The following is a 22,296-nucleotide window of genomic DNA, read 5'->3' as shown; positions in this document are numbered from 1 at the left end:
TACCTGCATAAATAATAAGTGTTAGCTAAAACAATGACTAAGCGTCATTTTCAACGGGGGCATCTAGGCTATCTAACTCGCATCCGCAGCGGCTACAGTACATGGCATCAAGATCGTGGCCGGTTTTATGGCATTGATTGCACGAGCGTAAATCTCGATGGCGCCCCACTTCTTGGGATATCTCCGCGGTTAAAATCCCCGTAGGGATCGCGATAATTGAGTAACCAATCAGCATAGTAAAAGCGGCAATCGCCTGTCCTAATCCTGTTTTAGGGGTAATGTCGCCGTAACCGACAGTGGTAATAGTCACAATTGTCCAGTAGACAGATTTAGGTATTGAACTAAATCCATTATCAGGCCCTTCAACCACATACATTACCGCACTGAGCACCATAACGATCAAACTGACCGAGAAGAAAAATATAAAGACCTTACGACTCGACTGCATCATGGCTCTAAGCAACACATTCCCTTCACTCAAATAACGCAGTAATTTGAGTACGCGGAAAATCCTGAATAACCTGAGAATTCGGATGACTAAGGTAAAGTTAGCGCCAGGGATCAGTAACGCCAGATAACTTGGCAATACAGATAACAAATCGACTATGCCATAAAAGCTGCGGGCATATAACACGGGATGAGTCGCACAATACAAACGTAGGCCATATTCAAGGGTGAATATAATCGTAAAGACCCACTCCAAGACGCGAATAATCTGCCCGTATTCACGATGAAACACTTCTACCGTATCGAGAAACACTAGAGCGACACTCAGCACAATGCACACCATTAAGGCAATATCAAAATAGCGGCCAGCGGGGGTATCAGTGCCAAAAATAATGGTGCGTAATTGACGTTTTAGTGGGCTTTCGGATTCAATGTTTTCAGACATAAAAGCTTTTACTTCCTTGCAACAAACTGAGTAGCTCTGGGATTACATCATAAATATCCCACGAGTCTGCCATGCAATTGCATTCAGCTCAAAATTATCTACTCACAGCAGGATAAAATTGCGGTATGATGCCGAAAAAAGCCAACAACTAGTGTTAATTTTCGAGGAATTCATGCGCGCCACCCTACTTTCCACATTGACCACCCTCACTGTGACTATCGCGGCACTCGTTTCACCCGGATTACATGCCTCAGGCATGGGTAAAGTGGATCTTGTGGTGATCACAAAATCCGAATCCAGTATGGCTTTATTGCGCGATGGCAAAATACTCAAACAATATCGCATTGCCATGGGTGACTTACCCGCAGGACACAAATTAAAGGAAGGCGATCAACGCACACCACAGGGACGGTATACCTTAGATTATAAAAAGCCCGACAGTGCCTATTATAAATCGATCCATATTTCCTATCCCAATGAAGAAGATAAACTCAGAGCCAAAGCCTTAGGCATTAGACCCGGAGGCATGATCATGATCCACGGTCAGAACCCTAAGTCGCCGTTGCCGCCAGAACAAGCCCAGCAATACAACTGGACCGACGGTTGTATTGCGATAACCAACGCCGAAATGGATGAAGTGTGGAAAGTGGTCGATGAAGGAACGCCAATTGAAATTTGGCCGTAACCTAAGCCTACTTAGCCATGGCAACACGCCGAATAGATAATGTCACAACATCAAACACGCCCAGCTTAATGGGCGTTTTTATATCCCCGTGATTTTGTGTAAGGGATAAAAACTAACGGCAATACACATGCCTTGGAGCCTATATGTCATCATCCAATGAAGCTGCCACGCCGCAGAGCAAAATCATCAGCTATGAGCAATTAACCCAAAGCTGGCCCGCCTTCGAAGCACAAATTTTAGCCTTGCTTGAAACCTTAGACTTAGCGGATAAAGCACTGGTTTGCGATCATGTCGCGCTGCGCGTCAATTCCATCGCCAGTGCCGATGCGCTGCGCTATGCCTTTAGCCGCGTCGGTAAGATCATTTCAGACAATATCATCAATGGTCGAACGATTCTGATTATCGAACTGGATATCCCACTTACGCTGGGGCAATTTAGCATTGCCTGTGTCGAACTTCCCTACCCCAGCGACAAAGTCTATCCGCAGGAAGGCTGGGAACACATAGAGCTAGTCATTGATTCTAAAGCCAAAGATTGCGATACCCTGAGCCAAGATTTACTCGCACTATATCCCAAACTCAGCGCTTTACTGCCATTGGATCACACTGCAGAGCCCGTTCAGTCAAGCTCACAAGGCTTAAGTTCACAAGGCTTGATCTCACAAAGCTTAGCATCCCTTGCTGGGATAAAAATTAAGATGAGCTCGCCCAAAGGGGATAAAGAGCGTTTAGCCAATCCGACGATTGCCTTTAAGCGCGATGATGTGTGCATTAAAGTGCATCCCCATGGCATAAAAGCAGTGATCGCCAGCGAGCAAACGTAGGCAGCCTATTTTAGGCGAGCTTAATATCTGCAAGAAGATAGCATTGAGCTTAGATTTCCATTGGCACTTACCGCACTTGTCTTAACGAACAAATCTGTTGATGACTATATCAATCAGGTTCAGTGTTCAGACTCAGTATCCAGATCATCTTTAGGCCCTTTTTTTGGTAGTTTTGTCAAAAATTGCCAAAATTAAATCTCGAAAACAGCATATTTAGCGTAACTTAGGACGTATAACTCGCAGATGCCATCAGACGTACATTATCGAGTCCACTTGATGGATTCGATGTGCAAACAGAGGATCGCCAATGAAACCACACAAGAACGAAGCGCAAATATTGAAGTTCGCCATGGAAATCGGTATTGGCTATGCCAAAAAACGCGGATATGCGGACTTCGACAAGGGCATCTCGCCCAAAGATAAAGTGGAATGTATTTACCGTTTATTGGTCACAGACAACTTAATCCAGCCACTGGCCAAAGATAAAGAAGATGGGCCAAACATGAAACACAAACTGATTTTATGGATCACCCGCCAGCTACCTGCCGATCATCCATTATTGAAGTAATCTTTTTGAGCTAAGCGGTTGAAACTCATTATCTGCAAGCGGGCAGTGAAAGCAAATATAAAGAATCCAACTTGTTGAGTGCTAACGATAAGAATCATAAAAAATGGCGCATCATAGCGCCATTTAATTGAGCCAGAGCTGGATATCGAACCTAGCCCTTTTTAGCCGCTTTACTGGCTTTCTCATTCGCTAGCACTGTTGCCATGGGTGGCACTATGGTTGTGGGATCGAGGCGCATTTGATACCAGTTCACTCGCCAATCTAAATGCGGGCCATTAGCACGACCTGTTGCGCCCACCTCTGCCACGGCTTGACCTTGCTTAACCGCTTCACCCGCGTTGACGTACAGCTTACTCAAGTGCAAAAAGCTCGAACTTACGCCATAGCCATGGTCGATCACCATAGTCCCACCCGAATAAAACATATCTGGAACAGAAAGGCTTATCACACCATCGGCGGGCGCTACCACGACAGTGCCGGTTTTCGCCGCCACATCCACACCAAAGTGTGGATTACCGGGTACGTCGTTATAAATACGTTGGCTACCATAAACCCCGGAAATACGCCCCGTCAGCGGCCAAATAAACGCCTGTAAAAAAGCCGTTTGCTCGCTAAATGTTGCCCGCGCCGCTTTTACCTGCGCCGTGTCTTTCGCCGCTCTTTCCTGCGCGACGGGATCGGGCTTCATGATCTTAGAACTAATGCCCTTGACACTTTGAATATCGTACTCACGCTTGGCCAAAGTTAAAGGCTTAACCTCAATCAAACCATCGGGATAAACCAAGGTTAGCTGCTGGCTCAATTCACCGTCGCGATCAAAACCAAAGGCAAAATGACCGTCAGGCGTGACCTTAATGGCTTCACCATTTAAGCTAATCTGAGTGCCCGCTGGCGCTTGACCCCGCATTAATGCGCCTTGCTCTAACTTACCCTGTAAACTCACCTCAGCTTGTACCTGAGGCGCAATGAGCACTAGGCCCAAGGTTAACCATGCCGTTAAACGATTTCCCAACATCTTATTTCTTCCCGAAACGTTTCCCAAACCAATAGTTTCCAAAATCTGAGTTCCTAATATTCTATTATCGGGCATCTTAGCCTCGAACATCATAACCCTAAACCTCTTCACAAAAAATCTTCTCGATGGTCAACTCAGGGCAATGCCCATTGAATGCGTTCTGCACGACACTAACACATCACCAGCACACCACTAACTCATCGCTAACACTGAATCACTATACTCTGACCGATTAAATCCATGCGTCACGTTAACCTAACCCGCCCTAAAAATCGATCCACAGCGGCGCAAATACCTAATGATGTATTGCATACAATAGCAATCGCGCTTTATCTAAGGTTATGAAGACACAAAAAAGCCCCGACAATCTGCCGAGGCTCATTCAGCAAGTAATTTATATTTACTCGGCTCTATTTACCTAAACTTAGTTACCCAAACTTAGCGCTTATCCCTTAGACACAATCGCGCCTTTACCTACACCTTCAAACGCCACCACTTTAAACTGACTTCCTGGCACTTTAGCGACTAATGTCGTGGCAATATAATCGGCTAACAACTCAACCGTGGTGTCGTGGGGAATTAAATCACAGCATTCCTTTGGCATTGCCAATTGGAAATCCCCTTGGGGCGCTTGATAGTGAAAACCATAGTGGCTGCTATCGGTGATCCGTGTTTGCGACGAAAGATTGAGAGTGTCAACTGAAACTAAATCCTCTTCACTGCCCAAATAAATATCGTGCCATCGCTTGGCCCAATACTCATCCCACTTTGGTGCTGGGCTGCCATTTTCATAAACGTGAATAGGGCTACGATGTCCATGGGCGATACGCTGACAATTACCATCGTGTTTACGTAAACCATGGCTGTAATGGTAGTAAGGCGTATCGAGGATTTCATGTCTCAAGGTGAGCGTGATCCCTTCGACATTCTTAGGTAAAGCTTCACGTAACGCTTTCTGTAAAAAGGCATTCACACTGGGAATATCAATCTCTTCGGTCGGCACTAAGGCAAAGGCTTGGGAAGGACAGGCCAAATGAATTTCACCTAACTGACTATCAAAATCCATCCACACTCTATCGCCCTGCTGCTGCCATCGCACACTACTGCAGGCCGTAGGCACTAATAAACGATGATCGGCCACCGCATCTATGGTCTGCTTGATCGTACGTTTGACTTTAGCAAAATCGAGCACCATGTTTTGCTCGTCTAATCCGCCCTCAAGCAGAACATCGACAATCCAACTCTCCCCCACCATGCCGCGCTTTGGGCACAAATAGGAAAAATCGATCACAGTTAAATCTTTGACAAACAATTGCATTAACGCTCCTCGGCAGAAAAACAGTCCACCTATGTAATTTTATAGCACCGCTTGGCGATGGCCGAACGTGCTAACTTGAGGCACTCAACACGAGTCAACTCAACATGAACAGAGATTCTAATCAATTCCGTCTGTTGTCGCGACAAATGAATCCACTCGGCTCAATATTTTGTCTCAGATGTTTGTATCAGATCTGTGTATTAGGTAGTCGAAAATCCAGCAATGTAACTCATTGCAACCATCAAATGTCGTTAGACAGAAAGCAACAATGCATCGACCTTGTCGATTAACAGATAAAGCCTTAACAGGAACACAGTTCAATCTAGCAAAATAACAGAATAAAAACAGAGAATTAGATCGCAAAAGCTTAATCCGCAACAGCGATAGACCCAATCGAAACAAAGCATTATCACTCAGCCTTATTAACCGCTAGCATCCCAATTAAACCATACAAATACCAAGGTTATATAGGGAGAAATAAGATGACCAAACTTACAACTATCGCCATTTTCATCGCAGGTATGTTAGCCAGTACCCATGCTATCAGTGCAGAACCCATCGAAGTCATTACAGCAGCCAAGATCACTGAACCTGAAAAAGTTGAATTAGGTAAAATGCTGTTCTTCGAACCCAGACTGTCTAAATCTGGCTTTATCTCTTGTAACTCTTGCCATAATTTATCCACTGGTGGTGTCGATGCTCTACCCACATCCATTGGTCACCATTGGCAGGAAGGTCCAATTAACTCCCCCACAGTGCTAAATGCCGACTTTATGCTGGCTCAATTTTGGGATGGTCGTGCCAGTGATTTGAAAGAGCAAGCCGCGGGCCCTATCGCCAACCCGAAAGAGATGGGCTTTACCCATGAACTCGCAACTGAAACTATCGCCTCTATGCCAGCCTACAGAGCGCACTTCGCCAAGGTCTATGGCGATGACAAAGTCACAATTGACCGTTTAACCGATGCAATTGCCACCTTTGAAAAAACCTTAGTCACCCCTAATAGCCCCTTCGATCAATTTCTTCTGGGCAAACAAGATGCCATCAGCGCGAATGCTAAAGCGGGTTACCAACTCTTCAAGGATAAAGGTTGCGTGAGTTGCCATAATGGCCCCGCCGTCGGTGGCACTATGTATATGAAAATGGGCCTCATCAAACCGTTCCACACCAATAATCCTGCAGAAGGTCGTAAGGGCGTCACAGGTAAAGAAGCTGATAAATTTGTGTTTAAAGTGCCGACACTACGCAATATTGAGCTCACCTATCCCTACTTCCATGATGGCAGCGTCTGGACCTTAGAAGAAGCGGTGAATACCATGGCAGACATTCAATTAGGGAAAAAACTCTCTGACCAAGAAGTGAAAGAAATGGTCACCTTCCTTGAAGCCTTAACAGGCGAACAGCCACAAATCACGCTGCCGATTTTGCCACCATCGAATAAAGATACGCCACGTCCAGTGCCATTTAGCTCCAATAATTAACATAGGCAACGAGTCACTGACTAATAAGTTCTCACTTAGAAACTGAGTCAGCGCGACACTTAGTGATTTGGTGATTTAGTTAGCAAAAAGGCCGAGAGTAAAAACTCTCGGCCTTGGGTTATTCGTTCGCTTAAAAAACGATGGATTAATTAAGTGCTATTCGCCTTTAAGACGACGATCGAGCTGATCTTTCAAGTTAGCTGGCACGCCTTTGATTAAAATCGTGTCCGAAATGGGATCGTAAATCACCCGTTGGCCTAAGTGGCCGCCATCAAAACTTAAGGTTACGCCGCCGCCCGTACCAGAAAACTTCTTCAATTGGCGCAGAGTCGATTTGTCGGCCGGAAACTCTTCATCGAGATCATAGCTGCCGCCACGGGCAAAATCGTAGAAAGAATCCATACCTTGATCGGCTAACTCATCGGCCAAGTCTTTGATCTCAATGTCAGCGCCTTCATCGAAGCGCTCACTGCAATATTCAAACACTTTATTACGGCACTGCTGACGCTCGTCTTTCGTCAACTCACTGCTGGCAACAAAATCTTCAACCGCATTCATTAAGGTTTTGTTTTGCGCCTTAGTGTTGACGCCTTCTACGCAGCCCATAAAGTCGAGGAAAAAGTCGGCCACTTTACGTCCCGCGCGGCCACGGATAAAGGAAATGTATTTACGCGAGTCTCTATCAGCTTGCCACTCGGTTAAATCGATACGCGCCGCCAGTTGGATATTGTTTAAATCCAAATGATTATTTTGCGACAGTTCCATATCGTCTAATACTGTCATCGACGACTTAGCACTTAATAAAGCCACAAACAAATAATCGCTGGTGATGCTGGTATAGCAAGACATCAACAGGAAACCGCCTTGACTGAAGTCGTACTTTGACAATTCTTCTTGTAGTAATTTACTGGCTTGACCGGAAAACTCCACAAACCCTAAATCGCCGCCACGGTATTGAGTTAGCGCATTGGCAAAGGCGGGATTGGCCTCGCCGTCGTCGCCATGGACCCCAAAATAGCCAAAACCTTTACCGGCCTTTCCCGTATATGTCTGATGCAACTCGTCGAGCATCACCTCGACCGCCTGACCGTTCAGCAGAGGTTGAGGACGCAAACGGCAGCGTAATTGCCCCTGACTGTCCTGAGAAATCTCGTGAATAATTGCGTGTTCGATGTTAATACTCATAAGCCCTGATAGTGATACTGGGATAAATCCGCTATTATATGCCGCTAATCCATTCCAAAGTGAAACATTTTTTGATTATGGCAATCCAATCGAAATACTCAAACACCCAAGTTGAATCATTAATCGCCGAAATATTGGCTGTGTTAGAAAAGCATAAAGCACCGACTGACCTGAGCCTGATGGCATTGGGTAACTGCGTGACAAACCTGCTAGAACGTAAAGTGCCCAGCGAATCGCGCCAAGCCGTGGCCGAACAATTTGCAAAAGCACTCGCACAATCGGTTAAATCCCAGTAAGTTAACTGGGTAATAATCATCAAAAGAATATAAGATACAAGGCCTTTTAGGAATAAGCGGATCACTATGGTCGAGCGAAAAAAGCAAATGAGCCGCGATCGGGTTTCCCGGCTCATCAACTGGGGGCATTGGTTCGCCTTCTTCAATGGCTTATTAGCCATGATAGTCGGAAGCCGATACCTTGGCAGCGTAGGTTATCCAGAAACTTGGTATGGCTGGTTTTATCTGAGCGTCAGCACTATTGGTCAGTTTAGCTTTCTCGCCTTTATCGCCTATTTGATCTGCCTATTTCCACTAACCTTGATATTGCCCTATTCAAAGATATTAAGAGGTGTCGCGGCGGTGATCGCGACCCTAAGTCTTTGTATCTTATTGTACGATACCATTGTTTACGCCGATTACGGCATGCACTTGAGCCCCTTCGCCTTCGATTTAGCTTGGGCGGATCTCAATGCCCTGCTCCGTGGTACTTCTTATATCGTCACACCGCTGGCCATCATCGCCATTGAACTGACCATGGCCAATTTTTTGTGGAAACGCATAGAGAAAATCCAAAAACTCAATTTAGGCAATAAAGTTATCACCTTAGTGTGTATCTGTTTTATCAGCAGCCACTTGATCCACATTTGGGCCGATGCCGCCGACATCACTGAAATTACCCGTTTCGATGATACTTATCCTTTATCGTACCCTGCTACTGCGCGCTCCTTTATGGAAAGTCACGGTATTGATGGCTCGTCACAAGGAGATGATGTCAATCACAATACCAGTGTACTCAATTATCCAGAGCAGCCACTGACCTGCCAAGCTGACACTAAAATCAATGTGTTGATGATCACCATCGATAGTTTGCGTGCCGATATGGTCGATGGCAAAAGCATGCCATTCTTGCAGCAATACACTGAAAATAATCAGTCTTATACCCAGCATTTCAGCGGCGGCAACCAATTTAGAACCGGCATGTTTTCGCTACTCTACGGCCTGCAAGGCAGTTATGGCGATGCGCGCATTTTTAATAGCACCAGTCCGCTAATGACCCGAAGCTTCCAGCAAGCGGGTTATGAACTGGGATTGTTCCTGCCAGAAACCAATCTTAATTTGCGTTCTTCACAGGCAATGTTTAATGACTTCAATCCTGTGATAGCTAAAGAAACCAATGGCAGCGCCGATGCCGACTTGCACACAGTGGCCAGTTTTAACGAGTGGCACAGCATCCAAAATAAACCTTGGTTTGCGCTCGTTAATTTAAAAGCGCCGGAAAATTTCGATACTCCTGTGGGTTTCCTTGGCATTGAAACCGTGAAAGCCAATCCCGACCTTATGCCTGCACAAAAGGTGCTGTTTAATCAATATCGCCAATCACTGTATTTTGTCGATCAGCAACTTAAGGCAATGCTGGCCAATGTGCCCAACGACACCTTAGTGATTATCACTGGGGTGAATGGCAAGATGTTCACCAGTAACAGTGACGAAGCGAATCGCAACCTGTCACCACAGAGTGTCAAAGTGCCCTTAGTGATCCACTGGCCTAATACGGGCGCGTCTAAGGTCAAATACCGCACCAGCCATTACGGCATAGCGCCGACTTTGATGACCCACGTGCTCGGCTGCACCAATAACACCACAGATTACAGCGCTGGCCGCAGCTTATTGCAACCGAGTAAAGAAACGTGGATCTACATAGGTGATAGCCGTATTTTTGCTATCTATCAAGAAGCGGAAGTGACAGTGATTGACCGCCACGGCAAATACCGTATTTACGATGAAAACTATGAACATAGGCTCAATAAGAAAATGAGTGCGCCTGAGTTGATTGAAGTGATGCGCGAAGGTCGACGTTTCTATAATCACTAATCTTCATCCTCTGCTTGAAGAAGCCCCACTCCCTGCGGATTGGGGCTTTTTTATTCCCTACACGGCAGGATGAGTGCCTAAAAGTCAGAGTCCAGTTCTCAATACGGCACTAATCCCAGCTCAAAGCTCACTATAAGAGATTAATATCAGAGTACAGTATCTGAGTCTGAGTCTGGGTCTGGGTCTGGGTCTGATATAAGCTACAGCCTCGCGGAGCCTGCAACCTAAGCTTTATCCCCAAAGCAAAAAGCCGCTATCCATGGATAACGGCTTTTAAGACTTGTGCTGAATCTTGAGGCCTGCTTTACCTTGTACACAATTAAGCCTGTTATCTATCATGCATAAACGATAAAAGTCAGCTCACTCTCAAGTTAAATCGCAATTATGCCAGTTCAGAATAATGTCAGCTCGCAATCACGTCAGCTCAAAATCAATCGGCTTTAACCGTGGCGTAACGCTCCAACCAATGGGCGTAGGAAGCGGGTAATACCCAAGATGGGCGCGCAATCTTTAAGATTTGTGCCGCTTGATATGGCCAATGTGGATTCGCTAAAAAGGCTTTACCTATCATCACTAAATCCATTTGTTCATCTTCAATAGCAGCATTGGCATGGTGTGGATTATCCATGCCCCAAGACGTCGCAACAGGGAAACCCACTTCTTGTCGAACTCGCGCAGCAATAGGCGCTAAGAATGCAGGGCTCCATGGAATATTTGCCGTCGGCGTTGAGAAACAAATGCTTGCGTTTAGCATATCGAGCCCAGCTTGTTTAAATTGCTTCACCAAGGCGATTGATTCAGTTAGCGTTTCTTCATCTTTATGGTCGAATTCAATCACACCAAATCGCGCCGTTAAGGGTAAATGCTGTGGCCAAACGTCTCTTACCGCTGCAACCGTTTCGAGCAAAAAGCGTCCCCGCCCTTCTGCACTGCCACCATATTGGTCGGTGCGTTCATTGGCATAGGTTGAAAAGAAGCTTTGGGCTAAATAACCGTGGGCGAAATGCAGTTCTAACCATTCAAATCCTGCCGCTAAAGCACGCTTTGCCGCCGCCACAAAGTCGGCTTTAACCCGCTCAATGTCCTCAATCGTCATAGCGGTAGGCACTTTAGGTAAGTTTGCGCCAAATGCGACGGCTGATGGCGCAATCGGTTGCCAACCTCGCGCGTCATCATCGGCAATATGGTCATCCCCTTCCCACGGAATATTGGCACTCGCTTTACGGCCTGCATGACCAATCTGAATGCCTGCAACAGCACCCGCATTTTTAATCGCGCTGGCCACCTTAGCGAGGCCTTTGGCTTGCTCTTCATTCCACAGTCCGAGGCATTTTGGGGTAATACGTCCTTCAGGAGAAACCGCAGTGGCTTCAACCACAACAAGACCCGCTCCGCCACGGGCAAGGCTAGTGTAATGCACCTGATGCCAGTCGTTGATGAGTCCGTCCGTGGCTTGATATTGGCACATGGGCGCAACGGCAATACGATTTTTGAGGGTAATGTCTTTAAGTTCGAAGGGTGAAAATAGATCGGCCATGGGTGTTTCCTGTGTCAAATAGAATCAAAAAGGAATGGAATACTGAATGACGACAGACTAGCCTTATCGTGTCATAATTAAAAGCACGCACAGATTATAGAGTTGATAAAGTTTGCTTATGATAAATCCACAGTGGTTACACACCTTTGCTGTTCTGGTCGAGAAAGGTAACTTCACCCGAACCGCCGAAGCCATTGGTATCACCCAAGCGGCCGTGAGCCAACATATCAGTCGCTTAGAAGAAGAATACGGCACACTGTTTTTACGCCGCCCCCGTCAACTTGAAATCACTCCGATTGGCGAAAACCTGCTGACCTACGTTAAAGACGTCGAATGCGCGCAAAAACGCCTACAGCAGAAACTGATCCATGATGATGCTGAGGTCGGCGATATTAGCCTTATCACTCCGGGGAGCATTGGTTTAACACTCTTTCCGCTATTAATCGAACTACAACAAGCCTTTCCGGCGTTAAACATTCACCACCGTTTTGCCCCTGACAGTGAAATAGTCGCCTCAGTGCTAGCCAATGAACATGAAATCGGCATGGTGACCTTAAAACCTTCCGATCCTCGTATTCACAGCACGCATTTCACCGAAGAGCCGCTTGAGCTTGTGGTACCTGCAAGCCATAAACAACATGAGTGGATTGATTTACAACGGCTAGGGTTTATCTCCCATCCCGATGGCGAAGCCATGGCAACTCGGTTACTTAGCCGTAAATATCCAAGTCATCCCGGTATTCAAGACATTCCCTGTAGGGGATTTACTAACCAAATCAGCCTGATCCTCGAACCTGTCGCGAAAGGGCTCGGATTTACAGTCATCCCGCAATACGCCCGCAAAGCCTTTGAACGACAACAAGATATCTATGTTGTTGAATGTGGCAGCCAAGTTGTAGACACCATTTGGCTTATCCACCGCGCGGAATGGCCCTTGTCACGCAGAGCCCAAAAAGCGATCGCGTTTTTAAAGGGCAAGATATAGATAGGGCTCAGCGGCTACTGGCTACTGATTGATATCCAATTCATTATGGATCAGTACTACGCACTGGGAAGCAAACAGCATCTTAGGCCCAAGGCTGATCTTTTGCGCACCGAGTCGTTTCAAGGTATTAAAACTTTTCTTCGGCATAGGAATATGATCGGTCAGCAAAAAACACGGATTACCCACAAACTCCTGCTCACGGATAGAAGTGCCCTTCTTATCCATCATAAACAATTGATAATCCACCGCGAGGTCCTGCACCAGCTTTTCAAAACTGATGGTGCTCACAGTTATGCCCTCATCCACAACGCGAGTTTGCTCTTTCGTCATGCCCCGAGAAATATCTAAGGCCTTGGCAATTTTCGTCAGCAAAGCTTGTTCGTGAAAACCGCCAATATGGCAAATATTTCGAGTATCAAAGCAAATAGTGCGGGAAAAATCATGGGTACTTTCTAACACTAGATAAACGACAACATCGTTTCGATGAGACTGAGCCACAAAGATAGTGTTCATCAGGGTATGAGCCAAAATCTCGGTGTGCGCCTCTTGGCCGACAGAAGCCAAAAACAACTGACTGTCAGTAGGTGCAGATCTTGCTCGTAAAACAAACGCGCGCATAGGTAAATGTCCTACTCAATAATCACTTAAATAATAAATGGCGAATGCATATAATTTGGTCGGTATGAAAGTATTCGAACCTCCACTCCCTTGTACTCTATGACAGTAAGCCGATTAATCATAACCTGCTAAATTTAAACATAAATTATATGATTTTGCACGTTTTAATTACCTCAACAATTTATGTACACTTACACGAAAATACGATATCAAGGCGACAAGTACAGCAAATTGAGCGAATTCAAACAAAATAACATCCTATTAGTTGTAATCAATTTCGGATAACAACGAATGGGCATTAGGGAATACCTGCATTTCCCGATTAAACAATGCTCTAGCTCGGTGGCCATACGTGCAGGAATCACTCAGGACGTCACCTTTCCTATAGATAATTCCAACATCCAAACAAATTAAGAAAGGGGCTCTAAACTTGCCTTAACAGGCCAAGAAAGGACGAATATTGTTCCTCCACGACCCGATGGCTGGCAGGCCACGTGGCCGCCGTGAGCTTCAGCAATCGTTTTAACCACTGCGAGGCCGAGTCCACTGCCACCACTTTTTCGAGAGCGAGACGGATCTACTCGGCGAAATGCTTCGAATACGTAGCTTGCTGCCTCATCAGGGATACCAGGGCCTTCATCTTCGACGCTGAGATAACAGCTTGCCCCCGAGCGGTAAAATCGTACAGTCAAAGTGCCAGGATCAGCATGCTGGCGTGCATTTTCCAGCAGCGCCATCAGCGCCTGCCGTATTCGTATAGCATCACAGTAAACTTTAAGTCTTGTATCAAGTTCCTGCTTCAGTATGAGTCCCTTAGCGTCTAACACCGCAGCGAAAGTCTCAATCACCGCACTAAGTTCCTCGGCTAAACAGACCTCATCCCGCTGTAACTCTAGATGTCCACTGTCATTGAGGCTCAGCACTCGTAAATCTTCGATCAGGTGATTAAGGCCTTCAACCTGCCGTAACAGTCCCTCGAAGAGCTCACTGCTGGGGCTAAAAACACCTTCCGCTAACCCCTGCAACCGACCACGCAGAATAGTGACTGGGGTACGAAGTTCGTGAGCGATTGCCGCGTTCCAAAACTCCCGCTCGCGAGTCATATACTCTAGGCGCTCGGCCATAGCATTAAAGTCACTCACCAATTGCGCCGTCTCCCCCATCGCATGTTGGTCCATTCGCGCACGCGCGTTAAGCTTGCCTTGGGCGACTTCGCGTAGGCTATATGCCACAGAGTTCAGAGGAGTAAGAATGCGCCGTGACAGGCGAATGGCAACAAATAGCGCCATCCCCAACGCGGCTATGATAGTGCAAACTATCCATAACATTTCCATCTGAGAAGGCATCCAGGTTTCAGATATACTGCCTGGCAGGTAGGCCACCGCAATGGCATAGAATACATAGGAGCCAAACACTGACAGGAAAATGATGCCTAACGTCATTACTGCTAAGGACTGGATTATTTGCCTGCGCAAACCCGGTGCTTGCCTCATACTTCACCACCAAAGCGATAGCCAACCCCCCAGACACTGAGCGGCACTCCTTGAATATCGAGCGCTTCAAGCTTTTTACGTAACTTACTGATATGACTGTCTACCGTTCGTTCCTGAGTATCGCCCTCAGGCAAGCAATTAATTAACAGCTCCTCGCGGCTAAAAGCACGTTTCGGTGTACGCATCAAGCAAGCGAGCAATTTGAACTCGGTCAAGGTCAGATCCAGTGCCTGCTGCTGACCGTTACAGATTACGCTAGCCTCGTGGCTGTCTAAGTCGATTTGGAACGTGCCGACGCGCAACATTTGGGTATTTATAGGTGTGTTAGTGCGAGCGCGTCGCAGTACCGCCTGCACCCTAGCCACCACTTCGGCGGGATTGAATGGTTTAACCACGTAGTCGTCAGCACCGAGGCGTAATCCCATTAATTTATCAATATCCTGATCAAGCGCGGTAAGCATGATCACCGGCGTGTCACCACGGGAGCGAATTTCATTCAGTACATTCCAGCCATCGAGATTCGGCATCTGTACATCGAGCAGCAATAGATCGGGTTTAAATGCTTGGTGCATAGCTAGCGCTTGGATACCATCGATAGCATGTTGGGTTCGTAGCCCACTGCGCTGCAAATAAGCGATAAGGATATCGGCAATCTCTGCTTCATCCTCTGCAATTAACACCAGTGCCGAAGTCATAGAACTTACGGGCTCATTGAGATTAGCCATGGATTGCCCCAACGTTAAAATGGCTGAACTTTATCATCCCCTCCATACATTCTCCACAATGTCTCGAATAATTCGCAATACTGACTCGTCATAATTCAGCATTAGTTCTCTAGCGTTTGATAAAACGCCATTAGTGAGATCGCTGTACATTGAGGAGAGTAGGTTATGTACATCAAACAGCGGCACTTAAGCTTTGTGTTATTTGTAGGAATTGCCGTGTTGGGATTGGTAGGTTGTGATTCAGCAGTACAGGATGAAGAGACAACCGCTCCGGTTCAAGTGTCAGTGATGACATTAGAAAATGAAGCACTATTGGTGACTAAAGATCTGCCCGGTCGTGTCGCTGCGGTTCGCAGCGCTGAGATCCGCGCGCAAATTAGCGGCATAGTGCAAGGTCGTCTCTTCGAACAGGGCGCCGAGATAACATCTGGCACTGTGCTATTTCAAATAAATCCAGCGCCATTTAAAGCGGATGTCGATATTGCTGCTGCAGCGTTACAGCGTGCCGAAGCAGTATGGGTTCGGGCTCGTCAAGAAGCCGATCGCTTAGCCTCTTTGATACAAACCAAGGCCGTCAGCCAACAAATGCATGACGATGCGATTTCCCTGCGCGATCAGGCTGCCGCAGATGTAGCCCAAACCAAAGCGACGCTGGCACAGCGTCAGTTAGATCTACAGTTTGCCAGCGTCGAGGCCCCAATCTCTGGACGTATAGATGAAGCATTAGTGAGTGAAGGTGCATTGGTCTCACCCACCGATGCCACACCCATGGCGAGGATCCAACAAATCAACCAAGTGTACGTTGATGTACGTCTTCCAGCATCAATGCTGGAAGCGATGCGTCAGTTGGCAAGCTCAGGGCTCCCAGAGTTGGCTGTTGAGATCCTAAGCAGTGGTGGCGAGCCTCTTGGCATGCAAGGGCATATCTTATTTTCAGGTATTCAGGTAGATGCAGGTACAGGCGATGTACTGCTGCGCGTGCTGGTAGATAACCCGCAGCATCGTCTGTTGCCCGGTCTCTTTGTAAAAGCTCGCATTCCACAAGCTTACTATCCTACGACTCTGAACGTGCCTCAGCAGGCAGTGACTCGCAAGGCTGGTCAATCCCAAGTGTGGGTGCTTGATGAGCAAGCTAAAGTGCAACCTGTGGCCGTTAAGGTCGATGAATTGGTGGCAGGTCGCTATCACGTAGTATCCGGCCTTAGTGCTGGGCAGCAGATAGTTGTTGAAGGTATCGAACGCCTAAGCCCTGCAGCACAAGTGAATGCGCGACCTTGGCAACCCTCTGTCGTTCCTCAGCAACTTAGCGCCGTCGTGCACTGAATTTGGAGAAGTCGCCATGCCCCAGTTTTTCATCAACCGCCCAGTATTTGCTTGGGTGATAGCCTTATTTATCGTACTGATTGGCGTCATCGCCATTCCCAAATTACCCATCTCCCGCTACCCATCAGTGGCACCCGTGTCGGTGAGCATTTATGCCGCTTATCCTGGAGCCACGCCACAGACACTTAATGACTCTGTAGTAAGCCTTGTCGAGCGTGAACTATCGGGGGTAAAAAACCTACTGTACTTCGAATCATCGGTGGACAGCTCGGGCAGTGCACAAATAACCGCCACCTTCAAACCAGGCACTGATGCGGAAATGGCCCAAGTTGATGTGCAAAATCGTATTAAGGCTGTTGAACCACGCCTACCTCAAGTTGTACGGCAGAGCGGTCTGCAGGTTGAGTCGGCCGCTTCAAGCTTTTTGATGATGATTGGTATGACATCTCCAAACGGCCAATTCGACGAAATCGCGCTAAACGACTATTTAGCACGCAATATTGTCGAGGAACTGCGCCGAATCGACGGTGTTGGTCGCGTGCAATTATTCGGTGCCGAGCAAGCCATGCGCGTCTGGGTAGACCCGAATAAACTCACCGCCTATAGTCTGACAATGAACGACCTTGCTATCGCTATTGAGCAGCAAAACGCACAAATAGCCCCAGGGCGACTCGGTGATGAACCTGTCTTACAGGGACAACGACTGACGGTTCCCTTAACAGTGCAAGGACAACTCAGCACACCCGAGGAGTTCGCTGCTATCGTCCTACGTGCCGGTGCCGATGGCGCAAAATTGGTGCTCTCTGATGTGGCACGGGTCGAGCTTGGCGCTCAGTCCTATGGTTTTTCTAACCGTGAAAATGGTGTGGCGGCGACCAGTGCTGCTATCCAGCTCTCGCCAGGAGCCAACGCTGTACGCACGGCTTCTGCGGTACGTGAACGTCTAGCCGAACTGGCGCTGAGTATGCCTGCTGGCATGAACTACTCAGTGCCATTCGATACCGCCCCCTTCGTCAAAGTGTCTATCGAAAAAGTAATCTATACCCTGTTTGAAGCTATGGCACTGGTTTTTATGGTGATGTTCCTGTTCCTGCAGAACCTGCGCTACACACTTATACCAGCTATCGTCGCGCCCATAGCGCTACTCGGTACCTTCGCGGTGATGTTACTGGCAGGCTTCTCAATCAACTCGCTGACCATGTTCGGCATGGTGCTGGCCATTGGCATTATTGTTGACGATGCTATTGTGGTGGTGGAAAACGTTGAGCGACTGATGGCTACCCAAGGACTGTCGCCGCGGGAGGCAACCTCACAGGCGATGAAGGAAATTACCGGCGCGGTGATCGGTATCACCTTAGTGCTCACTGCCGTATTCATTCCCATGGCCTTCGGTAGCGGCTCAGTGGGAGTGATCTACCAGCAATTCACATTGTCGATGGCGGTGTCGATTCTGTTTTCGGCCTTCCTCGCGCTGACCCTAACGCCAGCACTATGCGCCACGCTGCTGCGCCCAGTTAGTGCTGATCACCATCAAAAAGGCGGTTTCTTCGGCGCCTTCAACCGTGGATTTGAACAACTCACCGCAGGCTACAGTGAACGCGTAGCACGATTAGTTGGACGCAGTGGACGCATGATGGCGGCATTTGCCGTACTCTGCGCAGTGCTGATCCTCGCTGCTGGGCAATTGCCGTCATCCTTTCTACCAGAAGAGGATCAAGGCTATTTCATGACCTCCATCCAATTACCCACAGGCGCTACCAGCGAGCGCACGCTGGATGTGGTCAAGGCCTACGAGGCGCACGTCGCATCGCGCCCAACGCTGGATGCAAATATGGTAGTGTTGGGCTTTAGCTTTGCAGGCTCCGGCCCCAATGCAGCCATGGCCTTCACTATGCTCAAAGATTGGGATCAACGAAATGGCGCCACAGCTGCCGAAGAAGCGGCACTGGCGCAGCAAGCAATGGCTGATAACGTTGAAGGCACAGTGATGACCATGATGCCGCCAGCCATTGACGAGTTGGGCACATCCTCCGGTTTCACTCTGTTCCTGCAGGATAGAGCCAATCGGGGCGAGGCTGCATTAATAGCTGCACAGGCACAATTGCTGGCACTAGCTGCCCAGAGCAAGGTGGTCAGCGATGTCTACCCAGATGGCCTGCCGCCCGGTGAGAGCATTAGCCTGAATATCAATCGGTCAAAAGCCGAGGCTATGGGTCTGTCCTTCGCCGCGGTAAGCAGCACACTTTCGGCGGCCATGGGATCACTGTATGTCAATGATTTCCCAAATAATGGACGTATGCAGCAGGTCATCCTGCAGGCCGACGCTACGGCACGAATGCAATTGGACGATGTGCTCAGCCTCCGCGTGCGTAATTCAAGTGGTGGCATGGTGCCTCTACGGGAAGTAGTGACAGCTGAATGGAAAGAGTCGCCACAGCAAATGATGCGCTTTCAGGGCTTCCCTGCTATGCGTATTTCCGGGGGTGCTGCAGCTGGCGTTTCCAGCGGCGCAGCGATGACCGAGATGGAACGCTTAGTGGCGCAATTGCCGCAAGGGTTCGCGGTAGCGTGGACGGGGGCATCATTGCAAGAGCGCCAATCGGCGGCACAGGCACCATTGCTGATGTTGTTGTCCGCTCTGGTAGTATTTCTGGTACTCGCTGCATTGTACGAAAGCTGGTCGATCCCACTGTCGGTGATGTTGGTCGTACCGCTGGGGCAGCTAGGCGCGGTAGCGGCTGTAATGTTGCGTGATATGCCTAACGATGTGTTTTTCAAGGTGGGAATGATCACCATCATCGGCCTATCGGCAAAAAATGCCATTCTCATCGTCGAGTTCGCCCGCCAATTGCACGCCGAGGGCCATACGCTGATAGATGCTGCAGTGACAGCTGCACGCTTGCGTCTACGTCCCATTCTGATGACGTCTCTGGCATTTACTCTCGGAGTGGTGCCCTTAATGCTTGCGAGCGGTGCCAGCGCCGAAACTCAGCATGCAATCGGTACTGGCGTATTTGGTGGCATGCTCAGTGGCACCTTGCTGGCAATATTCTTCGTACCGGCGTTTTTTGTCTTTGTCATCGGCACACAAGAGCGCTTGAGTGCCAGGCTTGCGCGGCGTAATACTGCCAAATAGCCTCACCCGCTTTGATGCTCTGTAGGAAAGTCTAACAACACCATCCTATTGAGCATTAAAGCTGATCAATATATGTGTAATAATTTTAAACACTGGAAATATAGGTTCAGTGATAGTAATCGTTACTGCGTATCCGGCTTATGGTTCCGACGCTCATATCTGTAATCGGTTCTCTAAGAAGCCGTGCGATGCTGGACTCGCCGACAGTGTATTATTCGATTCATGGAAAGAGTAAGTACATTTCGCCAATATTCGCGCGATCTAAAAAGATGAAGCCATCGAAAAGTGAGCAAAATCCATCGAATCTAATTCTGCCGAAAAATAAAAAAGAGAGGCTAAATTAGCCTCTCAAAAAATAGCAGGGGAGCACTTTAACTCAAGCAATAATTTTATTGCTAATATTTACGATGAATAAAACTTGAGATGTTGTGAGAGACAATAACGAGTCTCTCACTGATTTAGCGTTACTTTGTATTTAGAGCATGCTTGGCAGCATTTGCACCTGCAATTTTACCAAAAATAACGGTGTCTGCGACGGCATTCCCCCCTAAACGATTATAACCATGCACACCACCCGTTACTTCGCCAGCAGCAAATAAACCTATCAATGGTTTACTCTGAATATCCAGCACCTCTGCCTTTGTATCAATTGCAACACCACCCATAGTATGGTGAATACCAGGAGCCACTTTTACTGCATAAAAAGGAGCTTTCGCCAGTGGTAATGGCATTTGTTCGCGGGCAAACTCCTCATCTTTCCCTTGCTTAAAGTAACGGTTGTAGTTTGAAGCCGTATTTTCTAACGCGCTTTCTTTCATACCTGTGATTTTTGCAAGCTCTGAAATTGTATTTGCTTTTTCCAGCATGCCTAAATGGTCATACCCCTGAACCATTTTTGCCTTTTTATAAAGCTCATTATCAAAGACTAACCAAGCATATTGTTCAGGTTGCTTTAGAATGGCATCAGATGCTTTGTCGCGAGTCGTTAATTCGCTGATAAAACGATTGCCATCTTTATTCACCATAATGGCCCCTACTCCCCTAACCGTTTCCGAGATTAAAATACGGCTGTCCTTTCCAACAGTAGGATGAGCTTGTATCCAGTCAATGTCAGTCATACTCGCTCCAATCGCTTTGGCAAGTTCAATGCCATCACCTGTAGAAGTGATATTATTCGAACTGGTCATTCCTTTAAATGTTGGGCGATAAAATGCAACCATTTCTTTATTAAATCCATAACCACCTGTGGCTAAAACAACCGACTTAGCTGCAACCATATAGTGACCAGAGTGTTTACCGTGGATGACAACACCAACAATGTTTTGGTCTTCATCAACGACAAGTTTTACAACTTTAGAGTTGAGTCTTGTATCAACCCCTTCTTTATCCGATGCTTTTCTAAGTACATCAATAATATGTGGACCAACACTTAACCCACCAGATGGACGATGTGTTCTATCGACTCTAGCGCCGCCAGAGCGTTTTAAATCATCCATATTGGCGCCTAAAGATTCTAGCCATTTAATACCATCGGCAGATTGCTCAGCGAGTATTTGCACCAACTTTGGATCATTCGCGTAACGTCCACCTTTCATAGTGTCTTCAACAAACCATTCGATTTTATCATCGACCTTATGGTCTTTTTGCTGGACAGTCCCTACTGCATTATATCCACCTGCAGCGAGCATAGAGTTACCACCACTAAATGGTGCTTTATCAAGCAATATAACGTTCGCCCCCGCCTTTTTAGCTGCAATCGCAGCATTAAATCCTGCACTACCGGCTCCAACAACAATCACATCCGTTGTTTCTTTAGGACCTGCAGCTATCGCTTTATTTATTGCTTCATTATCCCAACCTTTGTCCCACGGTTCTTTGGATTTTGCTTTATTAAAAGGCATATCGAGCCCTTTAAATGAATGACATTCATTACAATATAACTTTGGTTGCTCATGCCCTTTATGACAAGACGTACAATTAATATCACCTAAGTGGGAAGAATGTGGGTCAATTTCTAGTTTGGGGTTCGCCAACTTCTCATAATCACCATGGCAAGATTTACATTGTTTATTTTCAAATGTCTCACTATCGCTTACTTTATTGGGTAATGCATGGCATGTTTTACAACCATTCATGCTTTTATGAAATGAAGCCAAATCATTTTTATTATCCGCAGCTAATGATGAAAATGTTAACATAGAAAAAATAATAACACTCAAGCATTTTACCTTCATACAATTCTCCAGTTTTATTTGGTAAGATTTCCCATGATGATAGTTGTTTATTCATTTGAAATAGTGATACTACGCAATAAATTGAATTAATTAAGAACAACTTAACAGACATTAAATTATTCTTAAC

The 22,296-nt window shown here is 47.1% G+C and carries 18 protein-coding genes; 9 read left to right on the top strand and 9 right to left on the bottom strand.

The features are described 5' to 3' along the window. Window positions 1–37 precede the first annotated feature (37 nt). Window positions 38–892 (bottom strand): ion transporter, encoded by an 855-nt coding sequence (locus NE536_RS14515; protein ID WP_106650768.1) that lies wholly within the window; start codon window positions 890–892, stop codon window positions 38–40. 172 nt (window positions 893–1,064) lie between these two features. Between NE536_RS14515 and NE536_RS14510 the strand changes: the two genes are divergently transcribed. The 3 genes from NE536_RS14510 to NE536_RS14500 all read left to right on the top strand — a co-directional run bounded on the left by NE536_RS14510 (window position 1,065) and on the right by NE536_RS14500 (window position 2,969). Beyond that, window positions 1,065–1,577 carry a L,D-transpeptidase family protein gene (locus tag NE536_RS14510; protein WP_106651838.1) on the top strand — a complete coding sequence of 171 codons (513 nt, stop codon included), beginning with the start codon at window positions 1,065–1,067 and terminating at the stop codon, window positions 1,575–1,577. A gap of 143 nt (window positions 1,578–1,720) precedes the next feature. Next, complete coding sequence (locus tag NE536_RS14505) at window positions 1,721–2,401, top strand: VOC family protein (RefSeq protein WP_261273125.1); 681 nt, start codon at window positions 1,721–1,723, stop codon at window positions 2,399–2,401. Window positions 2,402–2,708: 307 nt separating this feature from the next. Continuing rightward, window positions 2,709–2,969 (top strand): DUF5062 family protein, encoded by a 261-nt coding sequence (locus tag NE536_RS14500; RefSeq protein WP_106650770.1) that lies wholly within the window; start codon window positions 2,709–2,711, stop codon window positions 2,967–2,969. 151 nt (window positions 2,970–3,120) lie between these two features. Here NE536_RS14500 and NE536_RS14495 read toward each other — a convergent pair whose 3' ends face one another. Both NE536_RS14495 and NE536_RS14490 read right to left on the bottom strand, forming a co-directional pair. Then, window positions 3,121–3,984 (bottom strand): M23 family metallopeptidase, encoded by an 864-nt coding sequence (locus NE536_RS14495; protein ID WP_261273124.1) that lies wholly within the window; start codon window positions 3,982–3,984, stop codon window positions 3,121–3,123. A 445-nt stretch (window positions 3,985–4,429) separates the two neighbouring features. Continuing rightward, window positions 4,430–5,302 (bottom strand): 6-carboxytetrahydropterin synthase, encoded by an 873-nt coding sequence (locus NE536_RS14490; protein WP_106650772.1) that lies wholly within the window; start codon window positions 5,300–5,302, stop codon window positions 4,430–4,432. A gap of 482 nt (window positions 5,303–5,784) precedes the next feature. Here NE536_RS14490 and NE536_RS14485 point away from each other — a divergent pair, with 482 nt between their 5' ends. Further along, a complete protein-coding gene (locus NE536_RS14485) occupies window positions 5,785–6,783 on the top strand; it encodes a cytochrome-c peroxidase (RefSeq protein WP_261273123.1) in 999 nt (332 codons plus the stop codon). Between the two features lie 156 nt (window positions 6,784–6,939). Here NE536_RS14485 and yejK read toward each other — a convergent pair whose 3' ends face one another. Beyond that, window positions 6,940–7,968, bottom strand: a complete 1,029-nt coding sequence (gene yejK, locus NE536_RS14480; protein WP_261273122.1) for a nucleoid-associated protein YejK — start codon at window positions 7,966–7,968, stop codon at window positions 6,940–6,942. A 77-nt stretch (window positions 7,969–8,045) separates the two neighbouring features. On the opposite strand from yejK, the gene NE536_RS14475 reads away from it, so the two are divergent. Both NE536_RS14475 and NE536_RS14470 read left to right on the top strand, forming a co-directional pair. Next, the gene (locus NE536_RS14475; RefSeq protein ID WP_011847036.1) at window positions 8,046–8,264 is read left to right on the top strand and encodes a YejL family protein; all 219 of its coding nucleotides are present in this window, start codon (window positions 8,046–8,048) and stop codon (window positions 8,262–8,264) included. A gap of 66 nt (window positions 8,265–8,330) precedes the next feature. Next, window positions 8,331–10,118 (top strand): DUF3413 domain-containing protein, encoded by a 1,788-nt coding sequence (locus NE536_RS14470; RefSeq protein WP_261273121.1) that lies wholly within the window; start codon window positions 8,331–8,333, stop codon window positions 10,116–10,118. Window positions 10,119–10,548: 430 nt separating this feature from the next. On the opposite strand, the gene NE536_RS14465 is transcribed toward NE536_RS14470, so the two are convergent. Next, window positions 10,549–11,655, bottom strand: a complete 1,107-nt coding sequence (locus tag NE536_RS14465) for an NADH:flavin oxidoreductase/NADH oxidase (protein ID WP_261273120.1) — start codon at window positions 11,653–11,655, stop codon at window positions 10,549–10,551. A 118-nt stretch (window positions 11,656–11,773) separates the two neighbouring features. On the opposite strand from NE536_RS14465, the gene NE536_RS14460 reads away from it, so the two are divergent. After that, window positions 11,774–12,640: a LysR family transcriptional regulator gene (locus NE536_RS14460; protein ID WP_261273119.1), complete on the top strand. Its 867-nt coding sequence runs from the start codon at window positions 11,774–11,776 to the stop codon at window positions 12,638–12,640. A gap of 21 nt (window positions 12,641–12,661) precedes the next feature. On the opposite strand, the gene trmY is transcribed toward NE536_RS14460, so the two are convergent. From trmY to NE536_RS14445, 3 genes are all read right to left on the bottom strand, one after another. Further along, window positions 12,662–13,258: a tRNA (pseudouridine(54)-N(1))-methyltransferase TrmY gene (gene trmY / locus NE536_RS14455; RefSeq protein ID WP_006086220.1), complete on the bottom strand. Its 597-nt coding sequence runs from the start codon at window positions 13,256–13,258 to the stop codon at window positions 12,662–12,664. Between the two features lie 410 nt (window positions 13,259–13,668). Beyond that, window positions 13,669–14,700, bottom strand: a complete 1,032-nt coding sequence (locus NE536_RS14450) for an ATP-binding protein (protein WP_234420948.1) — start codon at window positions 14,698–14,700, stop codon at window positions 13,669–13,671. A gap of 47 nt (window positions 14,701–14,747) precedes the next feature. After that, window positions 14,748–15,476, bottom strand: a complete 729-nt coding sequence (locus NE536_RS14445; protein ID WP_107947929.1) for a response regulator — start codon at window positions 15,474–15,476, stop codon at window positions 14,748–14,750. A gap of 165 nt (window positions 15,477–15,641) precedes the next feature. Here NE536_RS14445 and NE536_RS14440 point away from each other — a divergent pair, with 165 nt between their 5' ends. Together NE536_RS14440 and NE536_RS14435 are read left to right on the top strand one after the other, a co-directional pair. Further along, on the top strand, window positions 15,642–16,799 hold the full coding sequence (locus NE536_RS14440) for an efflux RND transporter periplasmic adaptor subunit (protein ID WP_261273118.1): 1,158 nt from the start codon (window positions 15,642–15,644) through the stop codon (window positions 16,797–16,799). A 16-nt stretch (window positions 16,800–16,815) separates the two neighbouring features. Then, window positions 16,816–19,935 (top strand): multidrug efflux RND transporter permease subunit, encoded by a 3,120-nt coding sequence (locus NE536_RS14435; RefSeq protein ID WP_261273117.1) that lies wholly within the window; start codon window positions 16,816–16,818, stop codon window positions 19,933–19,935. A 464-nt stretch (window positions 19,936–20,399) separates the two neighbouring features. On the opposite strand, the gene NE536_RS14430 is transcribed toward NE536_RS14435, so the two are convergent. After that, window positions 20,400–22,169 (bottom strand): flavocytochrome c, encoded by a 1,770-nt coding sequence (locus NE536_RS14430; protein WP_261273116.1) that lies wholly within the window; start codon window positions 22,167–22,169, stop codon window positions 20,400–20,402. Between the last annotated feature and the right edge of the window lie 127 nt (window positions 22,170–22,296).

It is taken from the genome of Shewanella septentrionalis, from assembly GCF_025370265.1.
Lineage (GTDB): Bacteria > Pseudomonadota > Gammaproteobacteria > Enterobacterales > Shewanellaceae > Shewanella > Shewanella hafniensis.
The sequence above is the reverse complement of the archived record's forward strand: the minus strand, read 5'-3'. Positions and strand labels throughout refer to the sequence as shown.

Bases quoted from the DNA above. Each gene is read 5' to 3' on its own strand.
- NE536_RS14515 (WP_106650768.1), bottom strand. From the start codon at position 892: ATGTCTGAAAACATTGAATCCGAAAGCCCACTAAAACGTCAATTACGC.
- NE536_RS14510 (WP_106651838.1), top strand. From the start codon at position 1,065: ATGCGCGCCACCCTACTTTCCACATTGACCACCCTCACTGTGACTATC.
- NE536_RS14505 (WP_261273125.1), top strand. From the start codon at position 1,721: ATGTCATCATCCAATGAAGCTGCCACGCCGCAGAGCAAAATCATCAGC.
- NE536_RS14500 (WP_106650770.1), top strand. From the start codon at position 2,709: ATGAAACCACACAAGAACGAAGCGCAAATATTGAAGTTCGCCATGGAA.
- NE536_RS14495 (WP_261273124.1), bottom strand. From the start codon at position 3,984: ATGTTGGGAAATCGTTTAACGGCATGGTTAACCTTGGGCCTAGTGCTC.
- NE536_RS14490 (WP_106650772.1), bottom strand. From the start codon at position 5,302: ATGCAATTGTTTGTCAAAGATTTAACTGTGATCGATTTTTCCTATTTG.
- NE536_RS14485 (WP_261273123.1), top strand. From the start codon at position 5,785: ATGACCAAACTTACAACTATCGCCATTTTCATCGCAGGTATGTTAGCC.
- yejK (WP_261273122.1), bottom strand. From the start codon at position 7,968: ATGAGTATTAACATCGAACACGCAATTATTCACGAGATTTCTCAGGAC.
- NE536_RS14475 (WP_011847036.1), top strand. From the start codon at position 8,046: ATGGCAATCCAATCGAAATACTCAAACACCCAAGTTGAATCATTAATC.
- NE536_RS14470 (WP_261273121.1), top strand. From the start codon at position 8,331: ATGGTCGAGCGAAAAAAGCAAATGAGCCGCGATCGGGTTTCCCGGCTC.
- NE536_RS14465 (WP_261273120.1), bottom strand. From the start codon at position 11,655: ATGGCCGATCTATTTTCACCCTTCGAACTTAAAGACATTACCCTCAAA.
- NE536_RS14460 (WP_261273119.1), top strand. From the start codon at position 11,774: ATGATAAATCCACAGTGGTTACACACCTTTGCTGTTCTGGTCGAGAAA.
- trmY (WP_006086220.1), bottom strand. From the start codon at position 13,258: ATGCGCGCGTTTGTTTTACGAGCAAGATCTGCACCTACTGACAGTCAG.
- NE536_RS14450 (WP_234420948.1), bottom strand. From the start codon at position 14,700: ATGACGTTAGGCATCATTTTCCTGTCAGTGTTTGGCTCCTATGTATTC.
- NE536_RS14445 (WP_107947929.1), bottom strand. From the start codon at position 15,476: ATGGCTAATCTCAATGAGCCCGTAAGTTCTATGACTTCGGCACTGGTG.
- NE536_RS14440 (WP_261273118.1), top strand. From the start codon at position 15,642: ATGTACATCAAACAGCGGCACTTAAGCTTTGTGTTATTTGTAGGAATT.
- NE536_RS14435 (WP_261273117.1), top strand. From the start codon at position 16,816: ATGCCCCAGTTTTTCATCAACCGCCCAGTATTTGCTTGGGTGATAGCC.
- NE536_RS14430 (WP_261273116.1), bottom strand. From the start codon at position 22,169: ATGAAGGTAAAATGCTTGAGTGTTATTATTTTTTCTATGTTAACATTT.